The organism is Solwaraspora sp. WMMA2059 (assembly GCF_027497315.1).
In the GTDB taxonomy this organism is placed as follows: Bacteria; Actinomycetota; Actinomycetes; order Mycobacteriales; family Micromonosporaceae; genus Micromonospora_E.
The window spans coordinates 5,509,669-5,525,835 of the sequence record NZ_CP114908.1; the positions used below are offsets into that span (position 1 = coordinate 5,509,669).

General features: G+C 70.1%; 12 protein-coding genes and 1 pseudogene. All 13 read right to left on the reverse strand.

The window, feature by feature from the left end; genetic code table 11:
- Positions 1-137: 137 nt before the first annotated feature.
- The 13 genes and pseudogenes from O7553_RS25280 to O7553_RS25340 all read right to left on the reverse strand — a co-directional run bounded on the left by O7553_RS25280 (position 138) and on the right by O7553_RS25340 (position 16,143).
- Entirely contained in the window at positions 138-1,196 is a 1,059-nt protein-coding gene (locus O7553_RS25280) for a polyprenyl synthetase family protein (protein ID WP_281552091.1), read from the reverse strand.
- Between the two features lie 45 nt (positions 1,197-1,241).
- On the reverse strand, positions 1,242-2,798 hold the full coding sequence (gene nuoN / locus O7553_RS25285; protein ID WP_281552092.1) for an NADH-quinone oxidoreductase subunit NuoN: 1,557 nt from the start codon (positions 2,796-2,798) through the stop codon (positions 1,242-1,244).
- A complete protein-coding gene (locus O7553_RS25290) occupies positions 2,795-4,330 on the reverse strand; it encodes an NADH-quinone oxidoreductase subunit M (RefSeq protein WP_281552093.1) in 1,536 nt (511 codons plus the stop codon). The genes nuoN and O7553_RS25290 overlap by 4 nt, the downstream gene beginning before the upstream one ends.
- Entirely contained in the window at positions 4,327-6,246 is a 1,920-nt protein-coding gene (gene nuoL / locus O7553_RS25295) for an NADH-quinone oxidoreductase subunit L (RefSeq protein ID WP_281552094.1), read from the reverse strand. The genes O7553_RS25290 and nuoL overlap by 4 nt, the downstream gene beginning before the upstream one ends.
- Positions 6,247-6,258: 12 nt before the next feature.
- Positions 6,259-6,558 carry an NADH-quinone oxidoreductase subunit NuoK gene (gene nuoK, locus O7553_RS25300; protein WP_123607128.1) on the reverse strand — a complete coding sequence of 100 codons (300 nt, stop codon included), beginning with the start codon at positions 6,556-6,558 and terminating at the stop codon, positions 6,259-6,261.
- Positions 6,555-7,310 (reverse strand): NADH-quinone oxidoreductase subunit J, encoded by a 756-nt coding sequence (locus O7553_RS25305; protein ID WP_281552095.1) that lies wholly within the window; start codon positions 7,308-7,310, stop codon positions 6,555-6,557. The genes nuoK and O7553_RS25305 overlap by 4 nt, the downstream gene beginning before the upstream one ends.
- On the reverse strand, positions 7,307-7,900 hold the full coding sequence (gene nuoI, locus O7553_RS25310) for an NADH-quinone oxidoreductase subunit NuoI (protein ID WP_348650034.1): 594 nt from the start codon (positions 7,898-7,900) through the stop codon (positions 7,307-7,309). The genes O7553_RS25305 and nuoI overlap by 4 nt, the downstream gene beginning before the upstream one ends.
- Position 7,901: 1 nt before the next feature.
- Positions 7,902-9,242 carry an NADH-quinone oxidoreductase subunit NuoH gene (gene nuoH, locus O7553_RS25315; protein WP_348651209.1) on the reverse strand — a complete coding sequence of 447 codons (1,341 nt, stop codon included), beginning with the start codon at positions 9,240-9,242 and terminating at the stop codon, positions 7,902-7,904.
- Positions 9,216-11,734, reverse strand: a pseudogene (locus tag O7553_RS25320) (NADH-quinone oxidoreductase subunit G); the annotation flags it as partial. The gene nuoH and the pseudogene O7553_RS25320, both read right to left, overlap by 27 nt.
- The gene (gene nuoF, locus O7553_RS25325; RefSeq protein ID WP_281552098.1) at positions 11,734-13,086 is read right to left on the reverse strand and encodes an NADH-quinone oxidoreductase subunit NuoF; all 1,353 of its coding nucleotides are present in this window, start codon (positions 13,084-13,086) and stop codon (positions 11,734-11,736) included. The gene nuoF and the pseudogene O7553_RS25320, both read right to left, overlap by 1 nt.
- Positions 13,083-14,081 (reverse strand): NADH-quinone oxidoreductase subunit NuoE, encoded by a 999-nt coding sequence (gene nuoE / locus O7553_RS25330; RefSeq protein WP_281555748.1) that lies wholly within the window; start codon positions 14,079-14,081, stop codon positions 13,083-13,085. The genes nuoF and nuoE overlap by 4 nt, the downstream gene beginning before the upstream one ends.
- Positions 14,078-15,400 (reverse strand): NADH-quinone oxidoreductase subunit D, encoded by a 1,323-nt coding sequence (locus O7553_RS25335; protein ID WP_281552099.1) that lies wholly within the window; start codon positions 15,398-15,400, stop codon positions 14,078-14,080. The genes nuoE and O7553_RS25335 overlap by 4 nt, the downstream gene beginning before the upstream one ends.
- On the reverse strand, positions 15,397-16,143 hold the full coding sequence (locus O7553_RS25340; protein ID WP_281552100.1) for an NADH-quinone oxidoreductase subunit C: 747 nt from the start codon (positions 16,141-16,143) through the stop codon (positions 15,397-15,399). The genes O7553_RS25335 and O7553_RS25340 overlap by 4 nt, the downstream gene beginning before the upstream one ends.
- Between the last annotated feature and the right edge of the window lie 24 nt (positions 16,144-16,167).

Consider the following 16,167-nt stretch of genomic DNA (forward strand, 5'->3'; position numbering starts at 1 on the left):
TAGCGCAACATCATCGCAAATGGCGGTGCCGGTCGTCGCCCGTACCGCCGCCGACCGGCAGAGGTCCGCCCGTGCCGACCGGGCCGGACCAGTACCGGATCCCAGACCAGGATCACGACCGGACCCCGGCTACCCGGTTAGTTCGTCCGGTCGGCGATGAAGTCGCACAGCGACTGCATCGCCTGCCGGGCCGGGCCGGGCGGCAGCGGCGCGAGCCGGGACCGGGCGTCCTCGGCGTAGCCGCGCACCGTCTCCCGGGCCCGTTTCAGCGCCGGCGACTCACGCAGCAGAGCGAGCGCCTCGGCGTGCAGATCGTCGTCGGTGACCGGGCCGGCGGCCAGGATCTCCCGCAGTCGCCGGGAGGCGGCGTCGCCGTCGTCCGAGCCGAGCGCGTAGAGCACCGGGAGCGTGTGCACCCCCTCCCGCAGATCGGTACCGGGTGTCTTGCCCGACTGGGCGGAGTCCGAGGCGATGTCGAGCAGGTCGTCGGAGAGCTGGAACGCCACCCCGATGATCTCGCCGTACCCGGCCAGGGCCTCGACATGCTCTGGGGTCGCGCCGCCGAACATCCCGCCGAACCGTGCGGACGTCGCGATCAACGACCCGGTTTTGTCCCCGATTACCTGCAGATAGTGGTTGACCGGCTGCTCCTCGTCACGCGGGCCGACCGTCTCGGCGATCTGGCCGTGCACCAACCGGGCGAACGTGCGGGCCTGCAGCCGTACCGCCTCGATACCGAGGTCTGCGGCGAGGTCGGCGGCCCGGGCGAACAGGTAGTCCCCGACCAGGATCGCCACCGAGTTGGTCCACCGCGAGTTGGCGCTCGGTGCACCGCGACGCACCGGCGCCTCATCCATCACGTCATCGTGGTAGAGCGTCGCCAGATGGGTCAGCTCCATCACCACGGCCGCCGGCACCACCAGCCGCGCCGCCGGGTCGCCGAAGTGCGCACCGAGCGCCACCAGCAGCGGGCGGAACCGTTTGCCGCCGGCCTCGACCAGGTGGCGGGCCGCCTCGGTGACGAACGGGTCGGCGCTGAACACGCTGCCCCGCAGCTCGGCCTCGACGTCGGCCAGGATCCCGGCGATGGACGCCTGCAGCTGCGGGTCGACGATATCGATCCCGATCGAGGTCACCGCTCCCGCGCCAGGCGCGAAGGAGCTGCCGTCAGCCGTCCTCACCACACCCCCAACCATGCCACAGCGGCGGTGGCTGCCCAGGTTGGGGGCGGGTGAGGTGGTTCATCGGACAAACTCGGCGGCGTTGCTGGTCAGGTCGAGCAGCGCGCCCGGCGCGACCCCGAGCAGCAGGGTGGCCAGTACGCCGATCATCAGTGCCGCCGAGGTCAGCGCGCCGGGGATGACCACCGTCGGGGTGGCGTCGCTCGGCTCGCTCAGCCACATCATCACCACCACCCGCAGGTACGGGAAGGCGAGGATCATGCTGGTCACCACACCGGCGATCACCAGCCAGATCTGACCGTCCCCGACCGCCGCCCCGAAGATGGCGAACTTGCTGGTGAAGCCGCTGGTCAACGGGATGCCGGCGAACGCCAGGAGGATGAAGGTGAAGATGCCGGCGAACATCGGCGAGCGCCGGCCCAGCCCCGCCCAGCGGGACAGGTGGGTGGCCTCGCCGTCGGCGTCGCGGACCAGGGTGACCACCGCGAACGCGGCGAGCACGATGAAGCCGTACGCCACCAGGTAGAACATCGTGCTGGCCAGGCCCTCGGCGGACAGCGACAGCACGCCGACCAGCAGGTAACCGGCGTTGGCCACCGACGAGTACGCCAGCAGCCGCTTGATGTCGGTCTGGGTGACCGCCAGGATCGCCCCGACCAGCATGGTCAGGATGGCGATCGTGCCGAGCACCGGGGTGAAGTCCCATGCCGCGCCGTAGAACGCCACGTGCAGCACCCGTAGCAGCGCGCCGAACGCGGCGACCTTGGTGCAGGCGGCCATGAAGCCGGTCACCGGCGTCGGTGCCCCCTGGTAGACGTCCGGGGCCCAGACGTGGAACGGGGCAGCGGTCGCCTTGAACAGCAGGCCGACCGAGATCAGCGCGATGCCGGCGAACAACAGCACCGGGCTGGACTCCGAGGTCTCCACCGCCGCCCGGATGGTGGCGAAGTCCACCCCGGGCCCGGTCGGGCTGTCCACCCCAGAGGTGAAGCCGTAGGTCAGCGCCAGCCCGAACAGGAAGAACGCCGACGAGTAGGCGCCCAGCATGAAGTACTTGAGGGCCGCCTCCTGGCTGAGCAGCCGCCGCCGGCGGGCCAGCGCGCAGAGCAGGTACAGCGGAAGCGAGAACGCCTCCAGGGCGATGAACATGGTCAGCAGGTCGTTGGCCGCGACGAACAGCAGCATGCCGGCGAGGGCGAACAACGCCAACGGGTAGACCTCGGTGGCGCCGGACCGGCCGGCCGCCTGTTTGCGGTCTTCGGCTGAGTTGACCACGATCGCCGCCTGGGCGACGAAGGCGCCGCCGGTCTCCAACGACCGCTCACCGATCAGCAGCATCGCCATCACGCCGAGCACCAGGATCGCGCCCTGCAGGAACAGCGTCGGGCCGTCGACGGCGATCGCCTCGCCGGCGGTCACCGTCCGGGTGCTGCCCTGCAGGACCACCGCGACCAGCGCGCCGACCATGCTGGCCAGGGCCAGCACCAGCTGCACCGGGTTGCGCAGTGAGCGGGGCACGAACGCCTCGACGAGTACGCCGATCATCGCCGCGCCGAACAGGATCAGCATCGGCGAGATCGCCGCGTAGTCGATCGCGGGGGATGAGAACTCGCTCACCGGGCCGCCTCCTGGATTACGCCCTCGGTCGGGGCGGGGTCGGACGTGCCGACGTCATCGAACAACGTCGCCTCGATGGCCGGGTTGATGACGTCGGTCAACGGCTTCGGGTAGAAGCCGAACAGCAGGATCAGGGCGATCAGCGGGGCCACCACGACCTTCTCCCGCAGGGTGATGTCGCGCTTCATGCCGTCGACCGTGGTCAGCGCCGGGTTCAACGTGCCCTGGGTGGTGCGCTGCACCATCCACAGCACGTACGCCGCCGCCAGAATGATGCCGAGGGTGGCGATCACCGCGACCGGCTTGTTCACCGAGAAGGTGCCGATCAGCACCAGGAACTCGGAGATGAACGGGGCGGTCCCGGGCAGCGCCAGCGACGTCAGCCCGGCGAAGAAGAACACCCCGGCGAGCACCGGGACCATCTTGCCTGCTCCGCCGAAGTCGCTGATCAGCGCGGAGCCGCGCCGGGCCACGAACATCCCGACGACCAGGAAGAGCAGGCCGGTGGCGAGCCCGTGGTTGACCATGTACAGCACCGCGCCGGTGCCGGCCTGGGTGGTGAACGCGAAAATGCCGACCCCGATGAAACCGAAGTGCGAGATCGAGGTGTACGACACCAGCCGCTTCAGGTCGTTCTGGCCGACGGCCAGCAGGGCCGCGTAGATGATGCCGATCACGGCCAGGGTCAGCGCCCACGGCGCGAACCACTGCGACGCCTCCGGGAACAGCCCCAGACAGTAACGCAGGATGCCGAACGTACCGACCTTGTCCATCACGCCGACCAGCAGCGCGGCCGAGCCGGCCGGTGCCGCACCACCGGCGTCCGGCAGCCAGGTGTGGAACGGGAAGAACGGCGCCTTGATCGCGAACGCCACGAAGAAGCCGAGGAACAGCCAGCGTTCCACGCCGGTGGACATGTCGATCTCGCTGAGCGCCTGCCAGTCGAAGGTCTGCCCGCCGACCACCCACAGCCCGATCACCGCGGCCAGCATGAACAGGCCGCCGACCAGCGAGTAGAGGAAAAACTTCACCGCCGCGTACTGCCGCTGGTGGCCGCCGTAGCTGCCGATCAGGAAGTACATCGGCACCAGCATGACCTCGAAGAACACGTAGAACAGGAAGATGTCAGCGGCGGCGAAGACGCCGATCATCGTGCCTTCGAGCAGCAGCAACAGGCCGAAGTAGACCGGCACCGACCGCTTCGACGCCTCCGCGTCGTGCCAGGAGGCGAGGATCACCAGCGGCACCAGCACGGCGATCAGCATCAGCATGACCAACGCGATGCCGTCGGCCGCGAAGGTGAAGTTGACCCCCCAGTTGGGGATCCACGGGTACGACTCACGGAACTGGAACCGGTCGCCGCCGACGGTGAAGGCGAACCACATCACCAGTGACAGCACCAGCACCGCCACCGACCAGCCGAGCGCCAGCCACTTGGCCAGCTCCCCCTGGCGGCGCGGGACGAGCGCCACCACGAGCGCGCCGGCCAGCGGCGCCACGGTCAGCACCGAGAGGAACGGAAAGTCGTTCACGCCAGCCATCCCATCTGCAGGGCGAGGAACGCCGCGACCACCACGAAGGCACCGGCGAGCACGGACATCGCGTACGAACGCACGAAGCCGGTCTGCAGCCGCCGAAGCCGCCCGGAGCTGCCACCGATCGCGGCAGCCAGCCCGTTGACCAGGCCGTCGACTCCCCGGTTGTCGAGGAAGACCAGCGCCCGGGTGAGGAAGACGCCCGGCTTTTCGAAGACCGCCCGGTTGACCGCGTCGGTGTAGAGGTTGTGCCGGGCCGCGGTGACCAGCACCCCGGCCGGCTGCTCCTGTTCGGCGGTGCCGTTGCGGAACAGCAGCCAGCCGAGCAGCGCACCGAGCACGGTGATCACCAGCGCCAGGATGGTGACCGTGCCGTGTGACAGCACCGCTTCGTGGTGGCCCTCCTCGGTGCCCAGCACCGGGGTCAGCCACTCGGGCACCGAGGTGGACATCAGCCAGCCGGCGGCGACCGAGCCGACCGCCAGCAGGACCAGCGGCACCCACATCAGCGCCGGCGACTCGTGCGGGTGGTCGATGTCGTCGGTCCACCGCTTCGGGCCATGGAAGGTGAGAATGAACAGCCGCGTCATGTAGAAGGCGGTCAGCCCGGCACCGAGCAGGGCGGCGCCGCCGAACAGCCAGGCGGTCCAGTCCTCCCGCTCGAAGGCGGCCGCGATGATCGGCTCCTTGGAGAAGTAGCCGGACAGCGGCCAGATGCCGATGATCGCCAGCCAGGCCAGCCCGAAGGTCGCCCAGGTGATCTTCATGTGCCGCCACAGGCCGCCGAACCGCCGGATGTCGGTCTGGTCCTTCATCCCGTGCATCACCGAGCCGGCGCCGAGGAACAGCCCGGCCTTGAAGAATCCGTGCGCCAGCAGGTGCACGATCGCCAGCGCGTACGCGCCGCCGCCGAGCCCGACGCCGAGGAACATGTAGCCGATCTGGGAGACCGTCGACCAGGCCAGCACCCGTTTGATGTCGTCCTTGGCGCAGCCGATGACCGCGCCGATCAGCAGGGTGAGCGCGCCGACGCTGACCACCACGGTCTGCAGCGTCGGGTTGGCCGAGAAGATCGGGTTGGACCGGGCGATCAGGTAGACGCCGGCGGTGACCATCGTGGCGGCGTGGATCAGCGCCGACACCGGGGTCGGGCCCTCCATCGCGTCCGGCAACCACGCCTGCAGCGGGAACTGGCCGGACTTGCCGGTGGCGCCGAGCAGCAGCAACAGGCCCATCGCCAGGATGGTGCCGGACGCCAACGCGCCGGCACCGGTGAACACCGCCTCGAACTGGGTGGTCCCGAGCGTGGCGAACATCAGGAAGATCGCCAGCACCAGGCCGGCGTCGCCGACCCGGTTCATCAGGAACGCCTTCTTACCGGCGGTCGCCGCGGCCGGCAGGTGGTACCAGAACGAGATCAGCAGGTACGACGCCAGACCGACGCCCTCCCAGCCGAGGAAGAGCATCACGTAGTTGTTGCCCAGTACCAGCACCAGCATCGCGGCGACGAACAGGTTGAAGTACGCGAAGAAGCGCCGTCGTCCGGCGTCGTGCGACATGTACTCGACCGCGTACACGTGGATCAGGAAACCCACGCCGGTGATCAGCAGCACGAAGACCGCCGACAGCGGGTCGAACAGCAGCCCGAAGTCCACCGACAGGCCACCGACCTCGATGAACTCCCACAGGCTCAGCTCGACCGCCCGGTTGTCCAGGCCGCGTAGCTGGAAGAAGTAGGTCAGGCCGAGGACGAAGGCCGCTCCGACGGCGACCACCCCGAGCCAGTGTCCCCACTTGTCGGCGCGCTTGCCGAGCAGCAGCAGGATCGCCGCACTGGCCAGCGGGATGGCCACCAGCAGCCACACGCTACTCAGCAGCCCCGTGGCCTGGGCGTACTCCACAGTCGATTCCACGCGTGGGCCCCTTTAGTACTTCAGCAGGTTGGCGTCGTCGACGCTCGCCGAGCGTCGAGTCCGGAAGATGGTCATGATGATGGCGAGCCCCACGACCACCTCGGCTGCCGCCACGACCATCACGAAGAAGGCGATGATCTGGCCGTTGAGGTCACCGTTGATCCGGCTGAACGTGACCAGCGCCAGGTTCGCGGAGTTGAGCATCAGCTCGATGCACATGAACAGCACGATCGCGTTACGGCGGACCAGCACGCCGACCGCGCCGATGGTGAACAGCACCGCCGACAGGATCAGGTAGTTGTCCGGAGTCATTTGTCAGTCCCCTTCGGGGCGGCCTCGCTGGGCGAGAGTTCGCGCGTCGGCAGGATCGCCGGGATGCTCCGGTTGGTGAGCGTGCCGTCCGGCAGCCGGCCGGGGGTGGCCACCGAGGTGGAGGTGGCGTAGACACCCGGACCCGGCTTCGGGCCGGGGTAGTTGCCGGGGGCGAACCGGGCCCGCATCATTTCCGGCTGGCCGCGCCGCTGCTCCTTGCGCTTCTCGATGTGCGCCAGGATCAACGCGCCGATCGCAGCGGTGGTCAGCAGGGCGGCGGTCACCTCGAACGCGACCAGGTAGCGGCCGAACAGCAGGGCGGCGATGCCCTGCACGTTGCCGTCCGCGTTGGCCTGCTCCAGGCCGACCGCCTGCACCCCGCCGAGGCCCCGGTACAGCCCGGTGCCGACCAGCGCGGCGAAGCCGACGCCGAGGGCGACCGCGGCGATCCGCTGTCCGCGCAGCGTCTCGATCAACGAGTCGGAGGCGTCCCGGCCGACCAGCATCAGCACGAACAGGAAGAGCATCATGATCGCGCCGGTGTAGACGATGATCTGCACCAGGCCGATGAACGGCCCGCCCTGCACGACGTAGAACACGCCGAGGCAGAGCATGGTCAGCACCAGCCAGAGCGCGGAGTGCACCGCGTTGCGGGCCCACACCATGCCGATCGCGCCGAGCAGCGCGAGCGGAGCCAGGATCCAGAAGGTCACCGCCTCCCCGGTGGAGACCTCCGCTGCGAGCTCGGTCATGACTTGCCCTCTCCCGTCGTCCCCGAGCCGTCCTGGGTGCCCTGCTCCGACCAGGGCGCCCGTTCGGCACCCGCCGAGGTGCCCGGGTTGGTCAGCGCGCCGACGTAGTAGTCCTTCTCGCTGTCGCCCAACCTCATCGGGTGCGGCGGCTGCTCCATCCCCGGCAGCAGCGGCGCCAGCAGCTGCTCCTTGGTGAAGATCAGGTCCTGCCGGGAGTCGCGGGCCAACTCGTACTCGTTACTCATGGTCAACGACCGGGTCGGGCAGGCCTCGATGCACAGCCCGCAGAAGATGCACCGCGCGTAGTTGATCTGGTACGTGCTGGCGTACCGCTCACCCGGGGAGAACCGCTGCTCCTCGGTGTTGTCGCCGCCCTCGACGTAGATCGCGTCGGCCGGGCAGGCCCAGGCGCACAGCTCACAGCCGATGCATTTTTCCAGCCCGTCCGGGTGCCGGTTGAGGATGTGCCGGCCGTGGTAGCGCGGCGCGGACACCGGCGGCTTGAACGGGTAGTCGGTGGTGACCACCTTGCGGAACATGTGGGAGAAGGTGACCCCGAAGCCCTTGAACGTTCCCGTGATCGCGCCCACGTCACACCTCCTTGTCGTCGGTGGCGGGACCGACCTGGGCCGGTTCCCGTTCGGCTACCGCCCGCTTGGCCCGCGGGCTGGGCGGGACCTGCAGGTCCATCGGGGGCAGCGGGAAGCTGCCCGGTGGCCGGGAGTCGACCTGCTCCTGCAGGGTCGGCGCCGGCCGCTCCTTGCGCGTCGGCCAGAAGATCACCACGGCGAGCAGGATGGCGACCGGGATACCGATCGCGATCAGCCGGTCGTTGCGCTCCCAGCCGCTGGTCACCCGGATTCCGCCGAGGGCCAGAATCCAGGCCAGGTTGATCGGCAGCAGCACCTTCCAGCCGAACCGCATGAACTGGTCGTAGCGCAGCCGGGGCAGGGTGCCGCGGAGCCAGACGAAAACGAAGATCAGCGCGATGACCTTGCCCATGAACCAGAGCATCGGCCACCAGCCGCTGTTCGCCCCGTCCCAGATGCTGATCGGCCAGGGGGCCCGCCAGCCGCCGAGGAACAGTGTCACCGTCACCGCCGACATGGTCACCATGGCGACGTACTCGGAGAGCATGAACAGCGCGAACTTCAGCGAGCTGTACTCGGTCATGTACCCGGCGACCAGCTCGGACTCCGCCTCGGGCAGATCGAACGGCGCCCGGTTGGTCTCCGCCACCGCAGCGATGAAGAAGATGATGAAGCTGGGCAGCAGCAGGATCGCGTACCAGCCCGGGGCGTACAGGTCGAACCCGCCGATCGAGGTGAACAGGTCACCGCCGGACTGGGCGGCGACGATCCCGCTGGTCGACATGGTGCCGGCGGTCATGAAGACGCCGACCACCGACAACCCGAGCGCGATCTCGTACGAGATCACCTGCGCCGTCGAGCGCAGACCACCGAGCAGCGGGTACGTCGACCCGGACGCCCAGCCGCCGAGCACCAGCCCGTACACGCCCATCGACGAGCAGGCCAGCAGCACCAGCACCGCCACCGGCACGTCGGTGACCTGCAGCGGGGTCTGGGTGCCGAAGATGCTCACCATCGGGCCGAACGGGATCACCGACAGCGCGGTGACCGCGCAGATCACCGAGATGGTCGGGGCGAAGAAGTAGACCACCTTGTCCGACGCCTTGGGGAGGATGTCCTCCTTGAAGGCCATCTTCAGCCCGTCGGCCAGGGTCTGCAGCAGGCCGAACGGGCCGGCCTGGTTGGGGCCGGGACGGACCTGCATCCGGCCGACCACCCGCCGCTCGAACCAGACCCCGAGCAGGGTGCCCAGCAGCCCGAACACGAAGGCGAAGACCACCTTGATCAGGATCAGCCACCAGGGGTCCAGCCCGAAGTCGGACAGCGTCGGTTCCTGTGCCAGTGGGTTCACCGCAGACCCCCTAGGTTCGGGTTCGTCGCGCCGTTGTGGCTGACCCGGACCACTGATCCGGAGACCGCGCCGAGGCTGCGGCGCACCGTCGAGCCGGGCGAGTTCGTAGGTAGCCAGACCACCCCGTCGGGCAGCAGGTCGGTGACCGCCGCCGGCAGGGTGACCGCGCCCCGGTCGGTGCCGACGGTGACCGGATCCCCGTCGGCCACCCCGAGCGCCCCGGCCAGCGACTTGGCCAGCCGGACCACCGGCGGCCGCGCGGTGCCGCCCAGGTAGGGGTCGCCGTCGGTGAGGCTGCCGAGGTCGATCAGGTGGTGCCAGGTGGCCAGCACCGCCTCGCCGGCACCCGGGCTGGCCGGTGCCGTCGGGTCAACCAGCGGGAGCCCGGGACGCTGCGCCTTGGTGGCCGGCAGCGCGCCCAGCTCCCGGCGGATCAGGTTGACCTCGCCGGTGCCGAGTGCCACACCGAGCTGAGCGGCGAGCGCATCGAGCACCCGGGAGTCGGCCATGGCGGTGGTGGTCAGCACCGCTTCGAAGGTGCGCAGCCGGCCCTCCCAGTCGAGGTAGCTGCCGGCCTTCTCCACCGCCGGTGCCACCGGCAGGACCACGTCCGCGCGGCGGGTCACCGCGCTGTGCCGGATCTCCAGGCTGACCAGGAACGGCACCGCGTCGAGGGCCTGCTCGGCGAGCCGCGGGTCGGCCAGGTCGGCCGGGTCGACCCCGGCGACGACCAGCGCGCCGATCTTGCCGGCGGCGGTCGCCGCGACGATCGCGTCGACGTCGCGGCCCGGCTCGGACGGGATGGTCCCGGCACCGATGTCCCAGGCCCCGGTCAGCTCCGCCCGGGCCGCCGCGTCGGCGACCGGACGACCGCCGGGCAGCAGGTTCGGCAGGCAGCCGGCGTCGACCGCGCCCCGGTCACCGGCCCGACGCGGCACCCAGGCCAGCTTCGCGCCGGCCCGCTCGGCGACCGCGCCGGCGGCCGACAACCCACCGGGTACGGTGGCCAGCCGCTCGCCGACGAACAGGATCGCGCCGGACCGACCGAGCGCCTCGGTGACCGCGCGGTCCTCGGTGAGCAGCCGCGCCTCGTCGCCGGGCACGGTCGGCACCAACGTGGCGCCCAGCTTCTCCAGGCCGCGGCTCAGATACGGGGCCAGGGCGATCACCCGCAGCCCTTTCTTGCTGTACGCCTTGCGCAGCCGCAGGAAGAGGATCGGGCACTCCTCCTCCGGCTCCAGCCCGGCGACCACCACCACCGGGGCCCGCTCGACGTCGGCGTAGGTGACGTCGGAGGCGCCGGCCACCCGGGCGGCCAGGAAGTCGGCCTCCTCGGTGGAGCCGGCGGCACCGGTGACCGGCCGGGCCCGGAAGTCGATGTCGTTGGTGCGCAGCGCCACCCGGGCGAACTTGGCGTACGCGTACGCGTCCTCGACGGTGAGCCGACCGCCGGTGAGCACCCCGACGCCGTACGCCCCGTCGCGGGCGTTGCGCAGCCCGTCGGCGGCGACCGCCAGGGCCTCGCTCCAGGACGCCTCCCGCAGCTCACCGGTGTCGGCGTCGCGGACCAGCGGGGTGGTGAGCCGGTCGGTGGCGGTGGCGTAGCGGAACCCCCACCGGCCCTTGTCGCAGTTCCACTCCTCGTTGACCGCCGGGTCGTCGCCGGCCAGCCGACGCATCACCTTGCCGCGCCGGTGGTCGGTTCGCTGCGCGCAACCGGCCGAGCAGTGCTCACAGACGCTCGGCGAGGAGACCAGGTCGAACGGGCGGGCCCGGAACCGGTACTGGGCACCGGTGAGCGCGCCGACCGGGCAGATCTGCACCGTGTTGCCGGAAAAGTAGGAGTTGAACGGCACGTCACCGTCGCCCTCACCGTCCGGCGCCGGCTCGGCGCCGAACGCCTCGTCCCGGTAGACGTTGATCTGCTCGCCGGAGGAGCGGTCCATCAGGTCGATGAAGGCGTCGCCGGCAATCTCCTCGGAGAACCGGGTGCAGCGCTGGCAGAGCACGCAGCGCTCCCGGTCCAGCAGCACCTGGGTGGAGATCTCGACAGGCTTCGGGTACTCCCGCTTGTGCTCGTGGAACCGGGAGTCCGGCCGGCCGGTGGACATCGCCTGGTTCTGCAGCGGACACTCGCCGCCCTTGTCGCACATCGGGCAGTCGAGCGGGTGGTTGACCAGCAGCAGCTCCATGATCCCCTGCTGGGCCTTCTTGGCCACCTCGGAGGTGAGCTGGGTGCGGACCACCATGCCGTCGGCGACCGTCTGGGTGCAGGAGGCGACGGGTTTGCGCTGCCCCTCCACGTCGACCAGACACTGCCGGCAGGCGCCGGCCGGGGCGAGTAGCGGGTGGTCGCAGAACCGGGGGATCTCGATGCCCAGCTTCTCGGCGACCCGGATCAGCAGGGCGCCCTTGGGCGCGGTGACCTCGACGCCGTCGATGGTCAACGTCACCGTCTCGGTGGCTTTCGCTACGTCACTCATCAGTGGGCCCCCACCAGAGTCTTCTCCGACAGCTTCGGTGCCGTGCGGCCCTCGATGTAGTCGAGGTAGTCCTGCTTGAAGTACTTCAGCGAGGAGGTCACCGAGCTGGTCGCGCCGTCGCCGAGGCCACAGAACGAGCGGCCGAGGATGTTGTCGCAGGTGTCGAGCAGGGTGTCCAGGTCCTCGTGGGTGCCCTGGCCGGCCAGGATCCGCCGGAAGACCCGCACCATCCAGTAGTTGCCCTCCCGGCACGGGGTGCACTTGCCGCACGACTCGTGGTGGTAGAACTCCAGCCACCGGTAGGTGGCGTACACCGGGCAGTCCTGGTCGGAGAAGATCTGGGTGGCGGTGGTGCCGAGGATCGAGCCGGCGCCGGCCACCCCTTCGAAGTCCAGTGGTACGTCCAGGTGCTCGGCGGTGAGCAGCGGGGTCGACGAACCGCCCGGCGTCCAGAACCGCAGCTCGTGACCGGGCTGCATGCCGCCGGCCAGCTCGATCAGCTCGCGCAGGGTGATGCCCATCGAGCACTCGTACTGCCCCGGGTTGGCGATCCGGCCGGAGAGCGAGTAGATCATCGGGCCGGACGACTTCTCCGTACCCATGCTCTTCCACCAGGCGGCGCCGCCGAGCACGATGTACGGCACGCTGGAGATGGTGCCGACGTTGTTGACCACGGTCGGGCAGGCGTACAGGCCGTGGGTGGCCGGGAACGGCGGACGCAGCCGGGGCTGGCCACGGAACCCTTCGAGGGAGTCCAGCAGCGCCGTCTCCTCGCCGCAGATGTAGGCACCCGCGCCGCTGTGCACCACCAGGTCCAGATCGAACCCGGAGCCGAGGATGTCCGTGCCGAGGTAGCCGGCCCGGTACGCCTCGTCGACCGCGTTGCGCAGCCGCCGGGCGGCGTGCACCGCCTCACCGCGGATGTAGATGTAGGCGCGGCTGGCCCGGATCGCGTACGAGGCGATGATGACGCCTTCGACCAGCGAGTGCGGGTCGTACATCATCAGCGGCAGGTCCTTGCAGGTGCCCGGCTCGCCCTCGTCGGCGTTGACCACCAGGTAGTGCGGCTTGCCGTCGCCCTGCGGAATGAACCCCCACTTGAGGCCGGTGGGGAAGCCGGCACCGCCCCGACCACGCAGCCCGGAGTCCTTGATCAGCTTGATCAGGTCGTCCGGGTGCACCGGGTCGGCGCCGCGACCCCGGCCGTCCGGCGTACCGGTCAGCACCTTGCGCAGCGCGGCGTAGCCGTCGAGCTGCTGGTAGACGTCGATCTTCCAGGCGTCCGGTGACAGCCAACGCTTGGTCAGCACCGGGGTCAGCTTCTGCAGAGTTTCCTGTCGCGGCTGGGTCATCGGGTGCCCTCCTCGCTGCGCGCGTCCCGCAGCGACCCGCGCTGTGGCTGCGAGTTGTCGCCGGCCGGTTTGGCGTCACCGGCGGGCGGGTTGGCGGCGGCGCCGGCCGACTCGGCGGCCTCGGCGTCGCTGTCCGGCTCGGCCCGGTCGGTCGGCACGGTGGTGCCGGGGGCGTCCGGGGCCGGGGTCTTCGCGTCCGGGGCGCGGGTCTCGGCGGCCCGGATCTCCGGCGACTTGGCCTGCGGTGCCTTGACGTCCGGCGCGGTGCTGCCGGTCGCCGCCGGCGCCGGCCGGCTGGGTGCCGGGGCGGGGGTGTCGCCGCTGATCGGCGTGTTCGGGTCGAAGCCGGCGACCGAGACGCCGTGCTGCTGGGCCAGCCGCAGGCCGCGCAGCGTGGCATCGCCGGCCGGACCGTCGGCGACCGCGCCCTCGCGGGTGTCGGAGAAGCCGGCCAGCTGCAGCGACATCTCCTTCAGCGTGCACAGCCGGGCACCCCGGGTGGGTGCCGGGCGGCCGCCGGACTGCAGCTCGGCGACCACGCCGAGCGCGATGTCCGGGTCGACCTTGTCGAAGAAGTCGTAGTTGACGGTCATCACCGGGCCGTAGTCGCAGGCGGCCAGGCACTCGGCGTGCTCCAGGGTGATGGTGCCGTCGGCGGTGGTCTCCTCGTGGCCGACGCCGAGGTGCTCGCTGAGCGCGTCGTAGACCCGCTGGCCGCCGAGTACGTCGCACATGGTGTTGGTGCAGACGCTGACCAGCCAGTCGCCGGTGGGCCGGCGCTTGTACATGGTGTAGAAGGTGGCGACCGCGCTGACCTGGGCCTTGTTGATGCCCAGCTGTTCGGCGCAGAACTCGACGCCGGCCGGCGAGACGTAGCCCTCCTCGGACTGCACCAGGTGCAGCAGCGGCAGCAGTGCCGACCGGGAGCGGTCCGCCGGGTAGCGGGCGATGATTTCCCGGGCCCGGTCGTGCGTTTCCTGACTGAAGCCCATCAGCGGTCACACCCACCCATCACGGGGTCCAACGAGGCGCCCCCGGCGATCACGTCGGCGAGCAGCCCGCCCTCGGCCATGGCCGGGATCGCCTGGAGGTTCACGAAGCTCGGTTCGCGGTAGTGCACCCGGTACGGTCTGGTCCCGCCGTCGGAGACGGCGTGCACGCCCAACTCGCCGCGGGGGGACTCGATGCCGACGTACACCTGGCCGGGCGGCACCCGGAAGCCCTCGGTCACCAGCTTGAAGTGGTGGATCAGCGACTCCATCGACTGACCCATGATCTTGGCGACGTGCTCCAGCGAGTTGCCCATGCCGTCCACGCCGATGGCCAGCTGCGCCGGCCAGGCGATCTTCTTGTCGGCGACCATGATCGGACCGGGCTTCAACCGGTCCAACGCCTGCTCGATAATCTTGAGCGACTCGCGCATCTCGGCCATCCGGACCAGGTAGCGGCCCCAGACGTCGGCGGTCGGCGTGGTCGGCACGTCGAACTCGTAGTCCTCGTAACCGCAGTACGGCATGGTCTTGCGCAGGTCCCAGGCCAGGCCGGCGGAGCGCAGCACCGGGCCGGTGACGCCCAGCGAGAGGCAACCGGTGACGTCGAGCACCCCGACGTTCTGCGTCCGCTCCAGCCAGATCGGCTGCCCGGAGAGCAGGTCCTCGTACTCCTTGAGCCGCTTCGGCATCACCTTGAGGAACTCACGGATCTTGGTGATCGCCTCGTCCGGCACGTCCTGGGCGACCCCGCCGGGCCGCACGTAGGCCATGTTCATCCGCAGCCCGGAGACCAGTTCGAAGATCTCCAGGATGTACTCGCGCTCCCGGAAGCAGTACAGCATGATCGAGATCGCGCCGAGCTCCAGGCCGGTGGTGCCCAGCCAGATCAGGTGCGAGGAGATCCGGTTGAGCTCCATCATCAGCACCCGGATGGTGTTCGCCCGCTCGGTGATGTCGTCGGTGATCCCGAGCAGCTTCTCCACCGCCAGGCTGTACGCCGTCTCGTTGAAGATCGGCGCCAGGTAGTCCATCCGGGTGACGAACGTGGTGCCCTGCACCCAGTTGCGGTACTCGAGGTTCTTCTCGATCCCGGTGTGCAGGTAGCCGACGACCGTCCGGGCCTCCCGGACGGTCTCCCCCTCCAGCTCCAGCACCAGCCGCAGCACCCCGTGGGTGGACGGGTGCTGCGGGCCCATGTTGACGATGATCCGCTCGTCGGTGAGCGGGTCCGTACCGCCGACCACGGTGTCCCAGTCGCCACCGGTGACGGTGAAGACCTTGCCCTCGTCGGTCTCGCGTTCGGTTGCGTATCCGGCCGTCATTGGTAGCTCCTCCGCTTGTCCGGCGGTGGGATCTCGGCGCCCTTGTACTCCACCGGGACGCCGCCCAGCGGGTAGTCCTTGCGCTGTGGGTGGCCCTCCCAGTCGTCCGGCATCAGGATCCGGGTCAGCGCCGGGTGGCCGTCGAAGACGACGCCGAACATGTCGTACGTCTCCCGTTCCTGCCAGTCGGCGGTCGGGTAGACGGCGGTGACGCTCGGCAGGTGCGGATCCTCGGCGGTGACCGCCGCCTCCAGCCGGACCCGACGCCGGTAGGTCATCGAGGTCAGCTGGTAGACGACGTGCAGCCGACGCTCGTCGGCACCCAGGTAGTCCGCCCCGGACACCGAGGAGCAGAGCTCGAAGCGCAGCGCCTCGTCGTCGCGCATCACCCGGCAGACCTCGGCGATCCGCTCCGGCTTGATGTGCAGGGTCAGCTCACCCCGGTCGACCACGACCTTCTCGATCGCGTCGGCGAAGGCCGGGTACGCCTCCTCAAGGGCGTCGCACACCTCGTCGAAGTAGCCGCCGTACGGCCGCTCGGTGCCGGCCACGCTGGCCCGGCGGCGGACCAGGCCGCCGAAGCCGGACGTGTCGCCGGAGCCCTGGATGCCGAACATGCCGCGGCCGGCTCCACTGGCCGGCGGGAACTCGGCCGGCGCGCCGCTGGTAGCCCCGACCGGCGGGGCGGCGGCGGGTACCCCGCCACCCGGCTGCTCACTGGGCGCGTTGGTCGGCCCGGTCACTGGATCGTCCTTTCGCTGGTCGAC

What these genes read in the sequence shown, in the direction of transcription:
- O7553_RS25305 (WP_281552095.1), bottom strand. Translation starts at nt 7,310, where the DNA reads ATGACCGAGCTCGCAGCGGAGGTCTCCACCGGGGAGGCGGTGACCTTC.
- nuoF (WP_281552098.1), bottom strand. Translation starts at nt 13,086, where the DNA reads ATGACCCAGCCGCGACAGGAAACTCTGCAGAAGCTGACCCCGGTGCTG.
- O7553_RS25335 (WP_281552099.1), bottom strand. Translation starts at nt 15,400, where the DNA reads ATGACGGCCGGATACGCAACCGAACGCGAGACCGACGAGGGCAAGGTC.
- nuoK (WP_123607128.1), bottom strand. Translation starts at nt 6,558, where the DNA reads ATGACTCCGGACAACTACCTGATCCTGTCGGCGGTGCTGTTCACCATC.
- O7553_RS25280 (WP_281552091.1), bottom strand. Translation starts at nt 1,196, where the DNA reads ATGGTTGGGGGTGTGGTGAGGACGGCTGACGGCAGCTCCTTCGCGCCT.